This window comes from Paraburkholderia silviterrae (assembly GCF_004353915.1).
GTDB classification, from domain to species: Bacteria; Pseudomonadota; Gammaproteobacteria; order Burkholderiales; family Burkholderiaceae; genus Paraburkholderia; species Paraburkholderia silviterrae.
In genome coordinates this window covers 1-17,563 of record NZ_SMRP01000009.1, presented here as the reverse complement: position 1 = coordinate 17,563, position 17,563 = coordinate 1, and the positions used below count along the sequence as shown (strand labels likewise).

13 protein-coding genes and 1 pseudogene are annotated in these 17,563 nt (G+C 67.7%); 3 read left to right on the top strand and 11 right to left on the bottom strand.

The window, feature by feature from the left end; all coding sequences use genetic code 11:
• Nucleotide 1: 1 nt before the first annotated feature.
• From EYW47_RS18770 to tssJ, 10 genes and pseudogenes are all read right to left on the bottom strand, one after another.
• Complete coding sequence (locus tag EYW47_RS18770) at nt 2-493, bottom strand: Hcp family type VI secretion system effector (RefSeq protein ID WP_133196342.1); 492 nt, start codon at nt 491-493, stop codon at nt 2-4.
• 78 nt (nt 494-571) lie between these two features.
• Complete coding sequence (gene tssC, locus EYW47_RS18765) at nt 572-2,080, bottom strand: type VI secretion system contractile sheath large subunit (RefSeq protein ID WP_133196574.1); 1,509 nt, start codon at nt 2,078-2,080, stop codon at nt 572-574.
• A 1-nt stretch (nt 2,081) separates the two neighbouring features.
• Nucleotides 2,082-2,720, bottom strand: a complete 639-nt coding sequence (tssB, locus tag EYW47_RS18760) for a type VI secretion system contractile sheath small subunit (RefSeq protein WP_133196341.1) — start codon at nt 2,718-2,720, stop codon at nt 2,082-2,084.
• 137 nt (nt 2,721-2,857) lie between these two features.
• Nucleotides 2,858-3,985 (bottom strand): type VI secretion system protein TssA, encoded by a 1,128-nt coding sequence (gene tssA, locus EYW47_RS18755; RefSeq protein ID WP_133196340.1) that lies wholly within the window; start codon nt 3,983-3,985, stop codon nt 2,858-2,860.
• A 21-nt stretch (nt 3,986-4,006) separates the two neighbouring features.
• The gene (locus EYW47_RS18750; protein WP_133196339.1) at nt 4,007-6,043 is read right to left on the bottom strand and encodes a serine/threonine protein kinase; all 2,037 of its coding nucleotides are present in this window, start codon (nt 6,041-6,043) and stop codon (nt 4,007-4,009) included.
• Entirely contained in the window at nt 6,040-6,711 is a 672-nt protein-coding gene (gene tagF, locus EYW47_RS18745; protein WP_240763790.1) for a type VI secretion system-associated protein TagF, read from the bottom strand. The genes EYW47_RS18750 and tagF overlap by 4 nt, the downstream gene beginning before the upstream one ends.
• Nucleotides 6,693-10,484, bottom strand: coding sequence for a type VI secretion system membrane subunit TssM (tssM, locus tag EYW47_RS18740; protein ID WP_377785349.1), 3,792 nt, complete (start codon nt 10,482-10,484; stop codon nt 6,693-6,695). Before tssM ends, tagF begins: the two co-directional genes overlap by 19 nt.
• A gap of 5 nt (nt 10,485-10,489) precedes the next feature.
• The gene (locus tag EYW47_RS18735) at nt 10,490-11,887 is read right to left on the bottom strand and encodes a DotU family type VI secretion system protein (protein WP_240763788.1); all 1,398 of its coding nucleotides are present in this window, start codon (nt 11,885-11,887) and stop codon (nt 10,490-10,492) included.
• Between the two features lie 80 nt (nt 11,888-11,967).
• Nucleotides 11,968-13,335, bottom strand: a pseudogene (tssK, locus tag EYW47_RS18730) (type VI secretion system baseplate subunit TssK); the annotation flags it as partial.
• A gap of 8 nt (nt 13,336-13,343) precedes the next feature.
• Nucleotides 13,344-13,880: a type VI secretion system lipoprotein TssJ gene (gene tssJ / locus EYW47_RS18725; protein WP_133196336.1), complete on the bottom strand. Its 537-nt coding sequence runs from the start codon at nt 13,878-13,880 to the stop codon at nt 13,344-13,346.
• Between the two features lie 377 nt (nt 13,881-14,257).
• Here tssJ and EYW47_RS18720 point away from each other — a divergent pair, with 377 nt between their 5' ends.
• The 3 genes from EYW47_RS18720 (at nt 14,258) to EYW47_RS18710 (ending at nt 16,900) form a co-directional block, all read left to right on the top strand.
• Nucleotides 14,258-14,680 carry a TssQ family T6SS-associated lipoprotein gene (locus EYW47_RS18720; protein ID WP_240763786.1) on the top strand — a complete coding sequence of 141 codons (423 nt, stop codon included), beginning with the start codon at nt 14,258-14,260 and terminating at the stop codon, nt 14,678-14,680.
• A gap of 61 nt (nt 14,681-14,741) precedes the next feature.
• A complete protein-coding gene (tagH, locus tag EYW47_RS18715; protein WP_133196335.1) occupies nt 14,742-16,121 on the top strand; it encodes a type VI secretion system-associated FHA domain protein TagH in 1,380 nt (459 codons plus the stop codon).
• Nucleotides 16,118-16,900 carry a PP2C family protein-serine/threonine phosphatase gene (locus EYW47_RS18710; protein WP_133196334.1) on the top strand — a complete coding sequence of 261 codons (783 nt, stop codon included), beginning with the start codon at nt 16,118-16,120 and terminating at the stop codon, nt 16,898-16,900. The genes tagH and EYW47_RS18710 overlap by 4 nt, the downstream gene beginning before the upstream one ends.
• Before the next feature lie 95 nt (nt 16,901-16,995).
• On the opposite strand, the gene EYW47_RS18705 is transcribed toward EYW47_RS18710, so the two are convergent.
• Nucleotides 16,996-17,563 (bottom strand): hypothetical protein (locus tag EYW47_RS18705; protein ID WP_338117830.1); only part of this gene is annotated, 568 nt, incomplete at its 5' end.

Genomic DNA, 17,563 nt, shown 5'->3' with positions numbered 1-17,563 from the left:
CTCACATCTCGGTGTTCTTCTTGATGTCCCAGCCCATCGTCACCTCGGGCCCCTTGCCGCCGTTCTCGTTTTGCTCCCAGTACTGCTTCTTCACGCGCGCCGCCTGAAAGCCGTACTGCATCATGAGCCGGTCGGTCGCGTCGCTCGTGTCGGCGCCCACCACGCGCGCCGTGGTCACGATCACTTCCTCCAGCGTGACGCGCGAGAACTCGATCTGCTCGCCGCCGGTCTTGCACGACGAGATCTCCACTTTCGATAGATGCTTGCCACTCGCGCAGTGTTTGATGATCGCGGGGGTGGCCTTGTCCATATAGGCCAGCACCACGAGGTCGTCGAAGTTCGCCTTGCCCGCATTGCCGCCGCCTCCCGTCGACATGGCGGCCGGCTGCGTCGCGCCCCAGGAAAACGACTGGATGTCACTCCAGCCGCCATGCTGCTTGTCGGCAGATTCGCCGGTTGCGCCATCCACCTTCATGAACATCGCCACGCCCATTGTGTTTCTCCTGTTTGCCCAACCGTGCGCCATCGGCACGCGCCGTCAAGCGCGGCCTCCATCGATTCGCGATCCTGATCAACTGTCCGCGGCCTGCAAGGCCGGCAGTCGCGATACCAGCCGCAGCGACACCGTCAACCCCTCCAGCTGGTAATGCGGCCGCAGGAAGAAGCGCGCCGAGTAGTAGCCCGGGTTGTCGTCCACGGCGTCCACCACCACGCGCGCTTCGGCCAGCGGCTTGCGCGCCTTGGTGTCCTGCGACGAGTTCGCGGGGTCTCCGTCCACATAGTTCATGATCCAGTCGTTGAGCCAGCGCTCCATCTCAGGGCGCTCGCGGAAAGACCCCACCTTGTCGCGCACGATGCACTTGAGGTAGTGCGCGAAGCGGCTGCAGGCGAACAGATACGGCAGCCGGCCGGAGAGCCGCGCGTTCGCGGTGGCGTCCGGATCGTGATACTCGCCGGGCTGATAGAGCGACTGCACGCCGATGAACGCCGCCACGTCGGAGTTCTTGCGGTGGATGAGCGGAATCAGGCCGTTCTTCGCGAGTTCCGCCTCGCGGCGGTCGCTGATCGCGATCTCGGTCGGACACTTGAGGTCGACGTTGCCGTCGTCGGTGGGGAACGTGTGGCACGGCAGATTCTCGACGGCGCCCCCCGACTCCACCCCGCGAATCGCCGAGCACCAGCCATAGAGCTTGAACGAGCGGTTGATGTTGGCCGCCATCGCATAGGCCGCGTTCGCCCAGGTGTAGCGGTCGTGGCGCGCGCCGTCGGTTTGCTCCTCGAACTCGAATTCGTCGACGGGGTCGGTGCGCGCGCCATAAGGCAGGCGGGCAAGAAAGCGTGGCATGGCGAGGCCGACGTAGCGCGAGTCATCCGATTCGCGCAGGCTGCGCCACGCGGCATACTCGGTGTTCTGAAAAATTTTCGTGAGGTCGCGCGGGTTGGAGAGCTCCTGCCACGAGTCCATCTGCATCAGCGCCGACGACACGCCGCCGATAAACGGCGCATGCGCCGCCGCCGCGATCCTGGAGATCGATTGCAGCATCTCCACATCGGGCGGGCTGTGATCGAAGTAATAATCGCCCACGAGACAGCCGAACGGCTCGCCGCCCAGTTGTCCGTACTCCTCTTCATAGACCTTCTTGAAGAGCGGGCTCTGGTCCCAGGCGATACCCTTGTGGCGCTTGAGCATGCGGGCCACCTCCTTCTTGCTCGCGGGCAGCACGCGAATCTTGAGCATCTCGTCGGATTCGGTGTTGTTCACGAGATAGTGCAGCCCGCGCCACGCGGACTCCAGCCGCTGAAAGTCCGGGTGATGAAGCATCGCGTTGATCTGTGCGGAAAGCTTCTCGTCAATCGCGCCAATCATCTGCCGCACGCCCTCGTACGCGTCCGACGACAAGGTCGCCGTGCGGCTCTGCTCGAGCGCCTCGCGCGCGAGCGTCTGCACCGCCGTCTGCACCGCCACGCGCGCAAGCTCGGTCTTGGGGCTGATCTCGCGCTCCAGCAGCACGGAGAATGCGTCGCCGTTCAGCGTGGCCGCGGGCAACGTGGAGGTTGGGCTGGGCTGTGCACCTTGCATCTCACTTGCGCTCATGGTCGTCCTCCTGCCGGGTTTCAGCGCTGCGGGGCCCGCGTCCATCGCGGTCTGCCTGCGGCGCGGCGAGTGCGTTGGGTTGCGAATGCGGCTGCGAATCCGGCTGTGAATCCGGCTGTGAATCCGGCTGCGGCTGAGAGAGTTCGGCGAGCAGTGCCGGATCGCCCAACGCCCTCGCGATCAGCGCTTCGGCGCCGCGCTTGCCGTCCATGTACGAAAGCAGGTTCGCGAGCTGGGTACGCGCTTCGAGCAGCCGCCGCAGGGGCTCGACGTTGCGCGCGAGCGCGGCGGGTGCAAAGTCGTCGATGCTGCGAAACGCAAGCTCGACGCTCATCGTGCCGTCGCCCGTGAGCGTGTTGGGCACCTGGAACGCGAGCGCCGGCGCGATCGACTTCATGCGGTCGTCGAAGTTGTCGACGTCGATCTCCATGAAGCGGCGCTCGGCCAGCTCGGGCAGCGCCTCGCTGCGGTTGCCGGCGAGATCGGCCAGCACGCCCATCACGAAGGGCAGTTGCACTTTCTGCTCGGCGCCATAAAGCTCGACGTCGTATTCGATCTGCACGCGCGGCGCGCGATTGCGCCCGATGAACTTCTGAGCGCCTGCCGATGACTTGTAACGAGACATGTGAGTCAGCTCCCGCGCAACGTGTGCGCTCAACAGGATCGCGTCCGGCGCCAGAGCCGGCGCCGGTCCGTATGTTGTTTCCCGCGCGGCCCCCGAAGCCACGCCCCATCAATCAGCACTCCGATTCACCGCGCGGTTCACTGCGGCGTTTCATTGCGGTTTCCGCTCAGGTGCTCGAGCTCCCGCACGCTCTCCGGCGCGATGTCGCGGAAGATCTCGTAGAAGTTCAGCGAGAGCAGGCGCTGCGCGCGGCGTAAAAAAATGGGCGCCGGGTGGCTCGGCTCGTGCAATTCGAGGTAGCGGCACATCTTTTCGAGTCCGAAGTCGATGTCGGCCCGGCTCGAAATCTCGGCGTCGCGCCACGCCGCGCCGTTCGCGGCGGGCGGTCCAGCCGCGCGCTGCGGCGGGGGCAGGCCTTGCGATGCTTGCGCCGCGTATTGCGCCAGGTTTTGTGCGTTGATGTCTGGCGTGGCTTGTGACGCCTCTTGTGTCTGCGGCTGCGTTTGCGCTTGTGCCTGCGCCATATCTGGCGCGATCACGGCGGCCAGCGCCGCAAGCTGCCGCTCGAACGCACTCGCATCGAGCGTCCACGCGTCGCCCAGGCGCTCGCTCACCCGGCGCCGCAACCCCGCTAGCTGTTCCCGCACCGCAAGCGCCGCGAGCAGCACGGGGTCTCCCGCCGCGAACGCCGCGCGCAATTCGTGCACGAAGCGTTCGCGCCCGCCAGCGTAGTTGCCTGCCGGGTTGCCGCCGAGGTTGCCACCGGGGTTGCCACTTTCGCCGCCCTCGCCTTGCTGTATCAGCTCTGCGGCCGCGCTCACGCTCAGCGTGCCAAGGAGCGGCTGCTCGCGCGCCAAGCGCACGCAGCCCTGCGGCCCCGCAAGCTCGGCCAGCGTATTGAAGCGCGGCAGCGGATCGGCCTCGCCTTCCACGACCAGCGCCGGGTGCAGCGGCTCCCAGTACGCATCGAGCAGCGCCGCCGCGAGCCGCAAGCCGTCCGCATAGCCTTGCAGGCCGCGGCTGTCGAGCCACGCCCAGGTGAGCGGCACGACGATGCGCAGGTCCTTCGTGCGCGCGAGCAGTTCGAGCGCGAGGCGCTCCGCCTCGCGCCACGCGGGCGACTGCCCGGCGATGAGCACGTCGCCGTATTGCTCCTCGGGCCTCGCCGTGGCGCAGCGCTGCAACGCCAGGAAGTCGGCGTCGTATTCGAGGTCCGGTCCGCACGGCGCATCGGCGCTGATCGGTGCGAGCAGGGTTTCGATCATCGTTCGGGCTCCTTGGCGCAATTACTCGAACCGGTAGCTGATTTCGAGCGGCGGGCTGCCGGGATCGAGCGTCACGGTACGCACGTATGGCGTGAGCGAGCCGTTGCGGATCTCGATGCGATGGGTGCCAGGCGTCAGGCTCGTCGAATGAAAAGGGGGACTCACGCCGCGCCTCACGCCGTCGACGTAGACCTCGCCCCACGGCAGCACCTGGAAGTGCACGCGCACCGGCGGCATCGGCGCGGGGATGCGCACCGAGGGCGGGAGCGACGCGCGCGGGGGCGTTTGTGCGACCTGCGGCTCTGCGGCAGCGGGCGGTTCCGGCGCGGCTTGCTGGGGCGCGGCGGCCAGATCGGTGGCGTTGACGGGCTTGTCTTTGCCGGCCTGTACCTCTACGACCGCTGTGTCCGTGGCCATCGCGGGCGCGGCGGGGGTCGGGCCGGAACCGGGTGTCGTTGCATCTGCTTGCTGCTGCGCCTGCGTGGCCGTATTCGCGCCGCCAGCGGCCGGCTGCGCGGGCGGGTTGGCGGCGGGAGCCGCAAGCGCCAGGGTTGCCGCGTGGCTCGCCCGTGGGGCGGGCGCAACGGGCACGCTCCGGTTCGCGGCTGTCTGCGTAGAACCGGCCGGCGCGCGGATCGCGTAGCGCAGCGCCGGAATGCCCACCGCGAGAACGAGCAGCACGACCAGAACGGGGATACGAATGACCCGCCATGCAACACGCGACGACGATTTTTCGGATGCCGAATCACCCTGGGCGCCTGCCACGGCAGCGGCTACCGCTGCGGCTGTCAATGGCGCTTGCGCATCCGGTGCCACGTCTGAGGGTTTCCCGGCATCCGGCGTCGCCACACCAGACACTGCCACCTCCGGCGTCCCGGCAAGCGGTTTCTCCGCGGCATGCTTCGCCGCATCGGGCGCTTCCGCCCTCTCGTCTCGCGCCGCACGCGCCGCTCCGTCGGCCGCATCCCCGGCAATGGCCGCGCCTGCCAGTGCCGCAACGCGCTCGACGCCACCGTCATGGCTCGCCGTGCGTGCCGGGGCGTCATAGCCCGCCGGCACGAACACGCCCGGCGTGGGCTCGTGCAGTCCGAGCGCCTGGGCAAATGCCGCCACCGACTCGGGCCGGTCCTCAATCCGCAGCGCCAGCGCGTGGTCGATGGCGGCCCGCAAGCGCTCGCCGTAGTGCTCACCGTTATGCTCGCCAGCGTGCTCGCCGCTTGTCGACTCACGGCCGGCGAGCGGCCGGTACTGGTCCTGAATGCTGCGCACCACCGCCGCCGGCGGCAGCTCGCCCGTCATCAGCGCATGCGCGAGCGCGCCCAGCGCATAGATATCGGTCCACGGCCCCTGCCTGAACGCGGGATCGTCCGTGTATTGCTCGATTGGCGCGTAGCCGGGCTTGAGCATCATGGCGGTCTCGTCGACCATGTCGCCGATCAGCTTGCGCGCCGCGCCGAAGTCGAGCAGCACCGGGTTCCCGTTCGGCAGCATGAGGATGTTGTCGAGCGAGATGTCGCGATGAAAGCACTGCGCGCGATGCAGCACGTCGAGCGCGCCAAGCACCGCCGCCAGCATGCGCAGCAGCGCCGCCTCGCTCATCGGCTTGCCGCGCTTTTGCAATTGCTCGAGCGTCTGGCCTTCGTAGAACGGCATCACCATGTAGGCGGTGCCATGGCTCTCCCAGAAGTGCAGCACCTTCACGAGGCCCGGGTGATCGAATTGCGCGAGCAGCCGCGCCTCGTTCAGGAACGCGGCGCGCCCCGCATCGAATGCCTGCGAGTAGCGCGCGGCGCGCAGCGCAACGGTGAAGTCGCCGGCGCGCGACGCCAGCATCGCCGGCATGTATTCCTTGACCGCTACCGCGCGTTGAAGCGTACGGTCGAACGCCCGGTAGACGATGCCGAAGCCGCCCGTGCCCAGCACCGAGTCGAGCTCGAAGCCCGCCAGCCGGTGGCCGTTCGGCAATGGCCGCACGCCATCGCCACCGCCCGGCGCGCCGCCTTGCGCGCCAGCGCGCGCGGCGTGAGGTGCGGCTTCGGCGTAGTGCGAGTCGGTCATGTCCGTGCTCCCCCCGGCTCGCCGAAGAGCCGCTCGAACAGCGCGGCATCGAGTCCGCCGGTGTGGACGTCGGTGCGCGGCGCGCCGTCGCCGGCATCGGTCCACCAGAAGCTCGTCATGCCGTTCGGGTCGAAGTACTCCCAAAGATTCGGCCAGCCTCCCGCGGCGGCCGGCGCCCCGGCGTCGTATTGAATCCCTTGCGCAAGCGCCATATCGAAGTCTTCCGGTCCCAGTGCGCTGCGGATCGCATCGCGCACGATCGCGCTCATCAGGCGGATGCGCACGTCGGCACCGGCGAGCGCCGATCGCGCATCCGCGCCACGCCCTTCATGCGCTCTATCGCGCACAGCCCCCGCCGGCGCGATTGGCTGCGCCACCACGAGCGGATAGCGCCGCCCGACCCGGTCGCAGCTCGGCGCCACGCAGCCAAGCTGCACCCAGCCATCGCCGCTGCCGGCGGGGATGGCGAAGCTCCAGAGCGGCGCATGCGCCTCGAGCCTGGCGCGGCCGGCCGCCATGCCCTGCGAGAGCCATTGCTCCCACGTGCGTGCGAGCGCCCCCGGCATGCGGCGGCCGACAAAGTCGCCCGCGCCCGGCAGCTTGCCGTACCAGGCGGGCAACGCGAGCTCGGCGCCATGGCGCGCGCCGTTCATGATTTCCCCGGACACGAGAACGACTCCAGTTGAGCGAGACGCAAGGGATTGCGCACGCTGTCCGCGCTCACCTGCATGGCGAGGGCGTGGTGATCCACGTTGAAACCGGCCACCATCTGCTCGGGCGCCGGGCCGCTGCCTGACGCGGCCCGGCCTGACGCGGCGCGACCTGACGCGGCCCGGCCTGACGCGGCGCGATCGAACAAGCGCATGAGCGCCCACGGCCCCTCGGTCACGAACCCATCGGTCGCGCCGTTCTGCTCGACGATCTGCAGCCGCACCTGGTTCATGCCGCGCGGCCCCGGCCACTGCACCGTCACCGGGGCCTGCGGACCGTGCGCGTAACGCACTTGCTGGCCGTCCACGTCGAGCGTCCATTCGGAGATGTCCGGGTCCATGTCGAGCGGCTTGATCTCCAGCTTGATGGTGGGCGTGCGCGCGCCGCCGGCGAAGAACGCGTCGCGAATCACGGCGGCCTTCTCGAACGAGGCGAGCAGCGCGCTATCGCCTGACGCGCCCGATGCACCTGATGCATCCGATGCGCCTGTCGAGCCAGGCGAAGCGGATGCGCCGCCACCGATAAAGCGCCACGGCTGCACGCTCGTATCCACCCGGCTTTGCAGGTTCTTCTGGAAGAAGTCGTCCATCATGCCGCCCGGCGCGAACACACGCGCGAAGTCGCCAGGCGCCACATCGCGCGATGAGCCGCGCGCGAACGGATAGCGCCCCGCGATCGCCTGGCGGCAAAAATCGCCGATGTTCACGGACGCGCTTTGCGCGAGGCTCTGGTCGACGTTGTGCGTGACGGTGCCCTGCGCGGCGTTCGCGAGGTCGCCAAGCATCTGCCGGAACGGCGCTGGCATGTGGCCGGCCTCGGCGCGGATCTGGTCGGCGCTGTCCGATTGCGGCGGGGTCCCGCCGCCGCGCAGCGCGGCATCGGCGGCGGTGAGCCACGTATAGAGGTTGTCGATCGATTTGAGCACCGCGGCCAGCGCCGCATTTGCAGCAACGGCACCACCGGCGCCAGCCAGGCCGCCCGAGCCATCGGCAGCACCGGCGCCGCCCGCATCCTGGACGCCGAACTCGCGCAGGCCCGCGAAATGCGCGTCGACCACCGCTTCGGGCCGCGCGTCGCCGCCCGTTGCATCGCCGCCGCCCTGCGGCTGCCCGAAGATCTGCGCGAGCGATTCGCGCGCCTGGTTCACCTTGTCCTGCGCACCCGCCGCGAGACCTCCGCCACCGCCCGCGCTCCGCGCAAGCGTGGTCTCGCTCGCGGCGGCGTTGGCCAGATGTGTGAGCGGCGAGTCCGGCGCGGACAGCACGCGGGCAATCTGCGTGGTCTGCGCCAGCGACGCCGTGCTCTGCAGGCGCAGATCGCCGAGGTAGTCGTCCCAGCGCCGGATGAAATCGTCGAAATAGAGCGAGCGCACGTCCTTGAGCTGCGCGCTCACGGCGGCGGGCGTCGTGGCCTCCGGCGCGTGCCGCCCGAGCACCCAGACCTCGTCGCGGCCGAACGCATCCACCGCCGCCGCGAGGCGTGTGTCGAACACCTTCCAGTAGCCGTCGTACGTATAGAGCCCCGGCACGCCGTCATTGAGGCTCGCGCCGCTCGCACGCCGGAACACCAGCGCGCCCGAGGGTCCCGCCATCTGCGCTGCGCTCACGTCGTAGGCCACCGCCGCGGGCCGCAGCGTGCGCGCGAGCTGCGCATAGAGACGCTGCGCGAAGGTGAGCTGCATGAGCTTCTCGCGCGCCGCCGCCACCATCTGCTCGTTCTGCGCGAATGGCGAGACCACCACGCGGCCCGCGAAGAGCGCCGCCATGTGGGCGCGCAGGTCGCGGCGCTCCGCGCTCGTCAACTGCGTGCCGGGTGCCGAGGCAATCTCCAGGTCCAGCACCGCCTGCACGAAATCCGGATCGTAGTGGGCGCTGTCGTACAGCATCAGATACGCCTTGAGCGCCGCGTACACATAGGCGGGGTCGTCGGGTGGCGCATCGCGCACCGCCGTTTCGAGGCGCCGCGCGGCCAGCGGCAGCAGCAGCTCGTCGAGTGCGCGGTGGTAGACGTTCTCGGCGGCCGACTGGATCTTGTCGCCCTGGAACAGCCCCCAGCGGTACGCGAGCGGCGCGTCCGCCGGATCGACCGCCTCCACGTGCCCAATGTTGCGCATCGCGTCGAGCATCGGCAGCACGCGCGCGATGTTATCGGCGTCGGTGATCGTCACGCCCTGCAGTGCGCGGTCGATCTGCGGCACGCGCGCCTCGACCGAGGCCAGATACGCGCGATTGCGCGCATAGCTGCCCACCCAGGCCACGAGCGCGCCCGCCAGCAACAGCGCGAGCGCCGCGTAGCAGACGAGCGCGAGCATGCGCTGGCGCTGATACCAGCGCAGGTCGGTGCCCGCGAGGCGCGCCTCCTTGAAGATCAGCTCCTGCAGCAGATCCTTGAGGAAAAAGCTGCGCCCGCTCGCCGCTGCCGCATGCGGCGCGGGCGGCACGCCATCGATCTTGAGAAAGCGCTTGATGCCGCCCATCACGCGATCGAACACGGTGCCTTCCTGTGTGCCGCTCGTGAAGTAGACGCCGCGCAAGAGCGGCATGGCGTCGAAGCGCGAGCTCGAGAACACCTGCTCGACGAACTGCCCGAGCACCTCCTGCAAGCCGATGAACTGCTGCGGCAGCGAATAAATGAGCTCGCGCCGGCGCGCGTCGGGCTCGGCGCTGAAGAGCTCGGGCAGCGCGTCGTTCAGGCGCCGGTGCAGCAGCCGGTATTCGCGCTCGAACACGGCGCGCAGATTGAACTCGCGTGCCTCGGTCTGCGCGAGCGAGATCGTGAAGCCCCACACCTGCGCGCGTTCGGTGCGGTTCAGGCGGCCGAAGTAGTCGGTGAAGCCCGAGAGCAGGTCCGCCTTCGTCACGAGCACATACACGGGAAACTGGATGCCAAGCTCCGTGCGCAGTTCCTGCAGGCGCTTGCGCAGCGCCATCGCATGCCCGGTGCGCTCGACCTCGGAGGCGCCCAGCAGATCGGAAACGCTGATCGTCAGGAGCGCGCCGTTCAGCGGCTGGCGCACCCGGTACTTCTTCAGGAGTGCGAGAAAGCCGGACCATTCGTCCTGATCGAGCACGCGGTTGCTCTCGTGCGTGGCGTAGCGGCCCGCCGTATCGATCAGGACGGCCTCATTGGTGAACCACCAGTCGCAATGGCGCGTGCCGCCCACGCCGCGGATCGCGGCCTTGCCGAACTGCTCGGCGAGCGGGAACGTCAGGCCCGAGTTGACCAGCGCCGTGGTCTTGCCCGAGCCGGGCGCGCCGATGAAGACGTACCACGGCAGTTGATAGAGATACTGGCGGGTCAAGCCTTCGAACCAGCGCCCGAGCCTGCCGCGCAAGCCCTGGCCATGCTGGGCACCGCTGTGCGCGGTGCCCAGCCGCGCGCTGCGCAAGAGGCGCGCGGCCTCGTCGAAGCGGCTCTTCAGCTCCTGCGCATGCGGCGCTTCCTCCTCGCGCGCGGCGCGGCTCTGCACGGGCTCGCGCAACTGGCTCAGCATTTGCGCGTTCAGTTGCGCCGCGCGCCAGTGCCGATACCCCACGCGCGCAGCCCACACGGCGACGATCAGCACGACGAGGACCATGCGCGCCAGCACGCTGTCGAGCGGACGGTACGCGCCCACCGCGATCAGCGGCCCGACGAGCCAGATCAGCGCCGCGAGCGCGACGAGGCCGATAACGGCCCACACACGTGCGCTCACGAGCGTGCGCAAGGCATGCCAGGCCGAATGCCCCAGGCGGCTCATGGCGCGTCTCCCGCGCCCGGCGCCGCGAGCTTCGGCGGCGCGGCGAGCAACGTGATCTCCACGCGCCGGTTGCGCGCGCGGTTGGCCGCGCTGTCGTTGGGCGCCACGGGATCGGTGGCGCCGCGCCCTTCGGCGCGCACGCGCGAGGCGTCGCCAAGACGCGCGGCCAGAATGGCCGCGACGGCCTGGGCACGCTCGACAGAAAGATCCCAGTTCGACGGGAAGCGCGCGCTATGCACCGGCACATTGTCCGTGTACCCAGCCACGACGACGGCGCCGGGCACGCGTGCGAGCGCGGCGGCCACGCGCGCGAGCGTCGGCTGGTAGCGGTCGATCACGGTGGCGGAGCCCGATTCGAAGAGGCCGTCGCCGCGCAGCACGATCACGCTGCGGTCGGTGGCGTCGCGCACCTCCACGAGGCCCTCGGCGATCTCCGGCGCGAGAAAACCGGCCAGCCGCGGCGGCGGCACCGGGCGCACGGCCTGCGGCTCGGCGGCCTGCAGGCGCACGCTCGGGATCTGAAGCCGGCCGATCATCGCGAACGCCTTGTCCGAGCGCCCCGCCAGCGCGAGATCGAGCCCGACGTACACGCCAAAGCCCATTAGCACGGTGAGCGCGGCACAGGCCCACAGCGGGATGCCGAAGCGATGCGGGTCTTCGCGCGCGATCTCGTCGCGCCAGTGTGCCGAGAGCGCTGCGTCGTAGTCGCCGCGCACGCCGCGGATCGTGCGCGCGAGGGTGTGGCGCAGATCGTCGAGCTGGGCGCGGCCGTTGTCGAGCACGCGGTAGCGCCCCTCGAAGCCGAGCACCAGACAGTAATAGAGCAGTTCGAGCAGATTCAGTTGCTCACGCGGCTGCTGCATCAAACGATTGAGGAGTTCGAAGAATTTTTCTCCGCCCCAGGTCTCGTTGTGGAACGCGACGAGCAAGCTGTTCGCCGACCAGTCGCCCGCCCCGCCCCACGGCGTGAGGGCCGCCGCCTCGTCCAGCGCCGTGCACAGGCCATAGCGCGCCGCGCCGATCTGCTCGGGCGTGGCGCCCGCGCTGCGCGCGCGCTCCTCGAACTGGCGGATCTCGTTGGCGAGATGCTCGCGCAGCCAGGCCGGATTCGGATGGTGCACGGTGTAGCGGATCTGCGGGATCAGGTTCAGCAGTGCGTTGGCGGCGGCCACGAGCGGATTGCCACCCTCCGTGGCCACGGCCGCGGCCGCCGCCGCGCCTGCGAACCAGCGCGCCTCGCCGGGTGGCGTATCGGCGTGCCACGTCTGGTCGCCCGCTACCGGGGCTACCGGGGCTACCGGGGCAAGATCCGGGTGCGAGGCCATGAAGACCCCACTGCCAGTCGCGCGGCCGGCCTCGCGTTGTGTGGCAAAAGGATCGTTGAGCGGGTTCATCGCGTGTCTCGTTCCCACGAATCGCCTACGCGCACGTCGCCTACGCGCATGTCACCTACGCGCATGTCGCCTGCGCGCATGTCGCGGATCGCCCAGAACTCCATTCTGAGGCCCGGAAACTCGCCGGCCAGGTGGAGCGCAAGACCGCCCGAGCGCTCGAGCTGGCGCCAGAGGTCGCCGCCCTTGTCGATCTCGAAGTAGCTATGGCCGGCGTGATAGGGAATCTGAGGCGGCGCGACCGGCAACGCACGCACAGGAATGCCGGGCAATTGCAGTTGCACCAGATCGCGGATGCGCTCCACCGGCCCAAGCTTGACCTGGGCGGGAAAGCGCGTGCGCACGCTCTCGGCGGGCACGTCGGCGCGCACCGCCAGCACGAAGCCCGCATCGCGCAGCAGCGAGGTGTCGGCAATCACGGCCACTTGCATGCCATTGCCCGCGTCGGTGAGCGCGATCTGCACGGCATGCTGGTCGAACACGGTGGCAAGCGAGCGCCGCAGCTCCGCGAACAGCTCGCCGAAAGTCGCGCGCAGGTCGTCGTGCTGATAGAGCGGCAGCACCTCGGGCCGGCGCGAGGCCGCCGTGAAGGTGGCGAAATCGCAGGCGAGCTTGAGCCAGTCGCGAAACAGCAGCTCGGGGTGAACGCCGGGCGTACGCGCCGTGTGCGAAGTCACGGCCAGGTAGCGGTTGACGAGCTGCAACAGCAGGAAGTCGGCGACCTCGGAGACGCCGCCGCGGCCCGGCTGCGCAAGCCGCCCGGCTAGCAGCTCGCTGCGCTGCGCGAGCAGCCGGTCCAGCTCCTGCATGTAGCTGACGAGCTGCGGATGCGCGTGCGCATCGAGCAGCGGCGGAATATAGGATTCGTCGATCACCAGTTGACGGTCGCCGCGCCGCTCCACCACGCGCAGCACGCCCATCACGTGCCAGTCGTCGTCCACGCTGCTGGCGAGCGCGAGCCTCAGCCTCAGGCGTCCTAACTGCACGAGCGCAGGCTCGAGCCGCACCTCGTTGACGTCCGCAATCTCGGCTTCATGCGCCACGTAGCGCGCGAGCGCGGCGCCGCCGCCACCGCCGAACGTGACCTGTGCGCTGCTGCTGCGCGTGGCCGGCAGCGCCAGCACGACCGTGGTGTCGCGCACCTCGGCGCCCACTTCGAGCGCCTCGGGCGCCTCGTCGAGATGCGAGAAGTCGAACGGCGTGCCATCGGGCAGCATGCCGCTCGCGGCGCGCAGCATCACCTTGCCGTGCGCGAGCGCCTCCGCGTCGATCTGCAGCGACGCAAAGCCCCACAGATAACGCTGCAGCGGCGCGCAGCGCAGATGCACATAGCGCTCGAAGTAGCGTTCGAGCTGCTGGAAATGTTGTGGCCGCAGGAACATGCCTTCGGACCACACCACACGGTCACGCTGACCGGTGCCGCCCGTAACGGGCGCAACAGGAGCATTCATGCGGTCGTTCATGGTGCGTCACCGGCGTTCGCCGTGGCGGCGAGGCCGTCGCCTTGCACCGCTACCACATAACGCACCTCGGCGGGCTTGCCCTGCCAGAACTTGAACAGATTGGTGCTCGCGGGCGGCGGCAGCGCAACGACGATCTTCCAGCGGCGCCTTTCGAGCTGGCGATAGCCCGCCACGACGCCGAGCGCGCGCACCGCATCGCCACCGGAGTAGTGAATCGTGCGCGACTCTCCGGGACGCAGGACGATGCGGTCCGTGCCCGCCAGCTCGGCGCCCAGCGCGTCTTCGGGCTTGCTTTGCAGCGAGAAATAATCGGCCCTGCTGAAATTATTACCGGATTTGAGCTGGAATGTTTGCAACGCTATTGGCGCGGGCCGGTTTTGCGAATCACGATTAACGTCGGCCGCCACTTGAAATGTGACGGAATAAGGCACCGGTAAATCCTTCCCGGTCGACGCGCATGCTCCCAATAATAAAAAGGCAAAATAAATCCCGGCGCGTGGATGAAGCACGCGCTTAATTTGCGCTCCGTACATACCGTGCCAATCCTCTGATTCAGCGCGAATCACGTTGCCCAGGCAACGGCAAAAACACGCCCTGCCCCGCTCCATGCCTGCGAGCAGGGGCTAAAAAAGCCGCACCCGGCACGCCTGTCTTGATAGAGGCGTGCCGGGTAACGGGCCACGAGGCTGTGACGCCATGCCTTTCGCTTCTTCGCGGAATTAAATTAATCTATCGCCAGCGGTGTCTCACGAGTAATAATTCATATGAGGAAAAATCAGGTGACTAGACTATAGTTCGTACGATTCCTTACTGCAACGCTCTCCGAATGCGCGCTCTATAAATAAATTTCTCAATCCGTATTAATTACCCGAATGACTTGAATGAAGCAGCAAATACCGGATTGCCAACGATGAATTGGCCCATGCACTGGAATTTGTTACGCGTGAATTGCACGCCGGCCGCCCTCAGTGGCGCATTTTTACTGGCGCTCGCCGCCGCGGGCGGCTGCAGCAGCCTCTCGCCCACGCAGCGCGCCGCCGCGAATACCGTTGCGGCCGCACACGACTCGTATATTGCGGGCGACTACCCGCGCACCATCCAGCTGCTGCGCAACAGCAATGCCGTGGAAGACGGCGACCGCCCCACCCAGATCGAAGCGCACAAGCTGATGGCCTTCAGCTACTGCGTGACGAACCGCGTCGCGCAATGCCGCGCCGAGTTCGAGGCGATCCTGCGGCTCGACCCGCACTTCGAGCTTACCGCCGCGGAGAAAGGTCATCCCATTTGGGGTCCTGCATTCGACGCGGCTCGCCGCAAGGTCGCGCCGTCTTGATGAATGCCGTCTTGCGCCGCGAACGCCTTCTTATCCGTTATTGAGTGAGTCAGTCCGCATCATGCAATTGACCGTCATCGAGTACGCAGGAGAACCGGTCCGGACCGAGACCAGCGTGGTGTTTCACGCGCCGGGCGGCACGATCGGACGCAATGCCGACAACCAGATGGTGCTGCCCGACGAAACGCGTCAGGTCTCGCGGCTGCAGGCGCTGCTGCATATCGACGGCGTGCGTTGCGTGCTGAAGAATTTGAGCAGCGTGTCGGTGGTGGAGATCAACGACACGCCGCTCGAATACACCGAAGAGCATGCGCTCGAATCCGGCGACGCGATCCGCATCGGGCCCTATGTGCTGCGTGCGCAAGCCGGCGAAGACGGTATGGCGGAGGTGGCGCATACCGCGCACTCAGTGCACGTGGATTCAGCACACTCGCCGGAGCGCGAAAGCGCAGGCCGCGCGCCGCCCAAAGAAAGCGCTCCACCTATCCCGACCGATCCGCTTGCGCTCTTCGCGCGCACGAGCCGCGACGAGGCGAAACTCGCACGCCACACTGTCACGCAGACAGCGGCGCAATCCGCCACGCCGCGCACTGCGCCTGCTGCCCATATAGATGCGCGCGCAACTACATCTGCAAAGCCCGACACGGAGCACGATACCGCGCCTGAGTTTCTTGCGCGGCCACCGCAGCCGCGCGCATCCGTTCCGGCGTCTGCGGCCAGCCAGCACGATATGCGCACCGCGAATGCGCCGGAGCCCAGGGAAGCGGCAAGCTCGGCTGCACACGCGTCAACACCTGCCAGCGCGCAGCCCCCCTCCCCCGCGCCCGATTCCGCCGATGCGCTGCTTTCCGCGTTCCTGCGCGGCGCGGGCCTGGACAAGGCCACCTGCGACTGGTCAACGGAGCAGTTGCACACCGCGGGCCAATTGCTGGCGTTGTTCGCGAACGGCACGGTCGGGCTGCTCTCCTCGCGCAGCATCCTCAAGCGCGAAGTGAAGGCCGACATGACCGTGCTGCTCGACCGCGAGAACAATCCGCTTAAGCTGCTGCCCGACGGCAGCGCGGCGCTGCGCCAGATGTTCGGCCTGCCGTTTCCCGGCTTCATGACGCCGCCGAGCGCAGTCGAGGACGCATTCCACGACCTGCAGGCGCACCAGATCGCCATGGTCGCGGGCATGCGCGCGGCGCTCAACGACGTGCTGCTGCGCTTCTCGCCCGAGCGCCTCGCCGAACGCGACGCACCGAGCCGCTACGAAGCACTCCTGCCAGTGCTGCGCAAGGTGCGCCTGTGGAACCGCTACGAACGCATGCACCACGACACGATGCTCGCAGTCGAGGACGACTTCAGCGCAGTCTTCGGCCGTTCCTTCCTGCGCGCGTACGACGACGAAGTGAGGAGCTATCACGCGCGACGCCGCCCGGCGCGCGCTGGCGACGCATGAACCTCTCGTGTGCGCAGTTCTCGCGGGCGGGCACGCGCGAGAGCAACCAGGACGCACTCGGCTACACGATCTCGGACGACTACGCCTGCTTCGTCGTGAGCGATGGCGTCTCGGGCGAGCCAGGCAGCGAGATCGCCGCGCGCTGCGCGGTCGAACGCATCCTGGAGCGTGCGCAACACAGCGACCGAACCCGCGAGCACACGCTCGCGCAGACCCTGCTCGCCTGCATCGAGGAAGCCCACAGCGCGATACTCGCGTACCAGCAGCGCGAACGCGAACTTGGCCGCATGAGCGCGACGGTGATTGCGCTCTTCATCGACCGGCGGCACAACCTCGCGCAATGGGCCCACCTTGGCGACAGCCGGCTATACCGGTTCGCGCGCGGCGCGCTGATCGAGCACACGCGCGACCATAGCGTGCGCCAGCAGTTGCTGGACGCGGGGCTGCCCTGCGACGGCGTCAATCCCGGATGGCTGCATATGGCGCTGGGCATGCGTGGATCGATTGCGCCCGCGATCAGCCCGCCGCATGCGCTCGAAGACGGCGATGTGTTTCTGCTCTGCACGGATGGGCTTTGGCAGACCGTTGCGCAAGAGGCGCTGGAAGACAGGCTGCGCATCGTTCATACCGTCGACGACTGGGCGCTCTTGATCGAGCATGAGGCAATGCTCAATTCGGGGGTCGCGCCAAATGCCGATAACTATTCGGCACTGGCGGTCTGGGCCGGGAGCCCGCAGAACGTGACGCTGCAGCGGGTGAGGACGCGGCGGGGGGTGTGAGTCTTCGCGCAATTGCGCAGAGAGGCACGGCCAGTACGCCTAAGCAAAAACTTCCGGCCTGAAGGTGCGGACGGTGTCGCGCATCCGGTGGCCGGTCACTGCTTCGTTTGTGGCTCTGCGGTCTTCTTTTGAAGCTTCCTTAACAGCGATGTCAAATCGTTCGCACCCAGCTCTTGAACGGTCTTCTGCAGGTCGTCGCTGGCTTGCACCCTGGTCTTTGCCTCATCCGACTGATGTTTGCAGTTTGCGAGCCACACTTCCTTTGCCTTGGCCAGATCGGGGGATGCGCCTGCTTCTTCTAGCACTTCGCGTGTCTTCTTATATGGAGGCGTTGGATTAGCCAGGTAATAAGGTTGTGTCACAAACAACGGCACAAATTTGAAAGGATCGCCGAGTACAGCAGGATTGCATACCCACATGCTCTGTCTCAGAGAAAAATTCGCGGCAATCCATGGCGTCAGCCCCATCTCATCGGCATCGTTGATGTGGGTTCTTACAAGATCGGACGTGAGCAGCGCCGCAACAACGTTCGGGTAGCCCATGAAGGCAGCAGTCGCCAAAGGGGACGGCTTGCCTTTTTCCTTCGCAAGCAGTCCGTCGGTCGTGTGTAGTGGTCCAATGTTCCTGGACACCTCTAAAGGGGATAATTGCTCCAACTGAGGT

Coding starts and splice junctions, on each gene's coding strand:
- EYW47_RS18750 (WP_133196339.1), bottom strand. CDS start 6,043: ATGACCGACTCGCACTACGCCGAAGCCGCACCTCACGCCGCGCGCGCT.
- EYW47_RS18735 (WP_240763788.1), bottom strand. CDS start 11,887: ATGAACCCGCTCAACGATCCTTTTGCCACACAACGCGAGGCCGGCCGC.
- tssC (WP_133196574.1), bottom strand. CDS start 2,080: ATGCAAGGTGCACAGCCCAGCCCAACCTCCACGTTGCCCGCGGCCACG.
- tagH (WP_133196335.1), top strand. CDS start 14,742: ATGCAATTGACCGTCATCGAGTACGCAGGAGAACCGGTCCGGACCGAG.
- tssB (WP_133196341.1), bottom strand. CDS start 2,720: ATGTCTCGTTACAAGTCATCGGCAGGCGCTCAGAAGTTCATCGGGCGC.
- tssJ (WP_133196336.1), bottom strand. CDS start 13,880: ATGTACGGAGCGCAAATTAAGCGCGTGCTTCATCCACGCGCCGGGATT.
- EYW47_RS18770 (WP_133196342.1), bottom strand. CDS start 493: ATGGGCGTGGCGATGTTCATGAAGGTGGATGGCGCAACCGGCGAATCT.
- EYW47_RS18710 (WP_133196334.1), top strand. CDS start 16,118: ATGAACCTCTCGTGTGCGCAGTTCTCGCGGGCGGGCACGCGCGAGAGC.
- EYW47_RS18720 (WP_240763786.1), top strand. CDS start 14,258: ATGAATTGGCCCATGCACTGGAATTTGTTACGCGTGAATTGCACGCCG.
- tssA (WP_133196340.1), bottom strand. CDS start 3,985: ATGATCGAAACCCTGCTCGCACCGATCAGCGCCGATGCGCCGTGCGGA.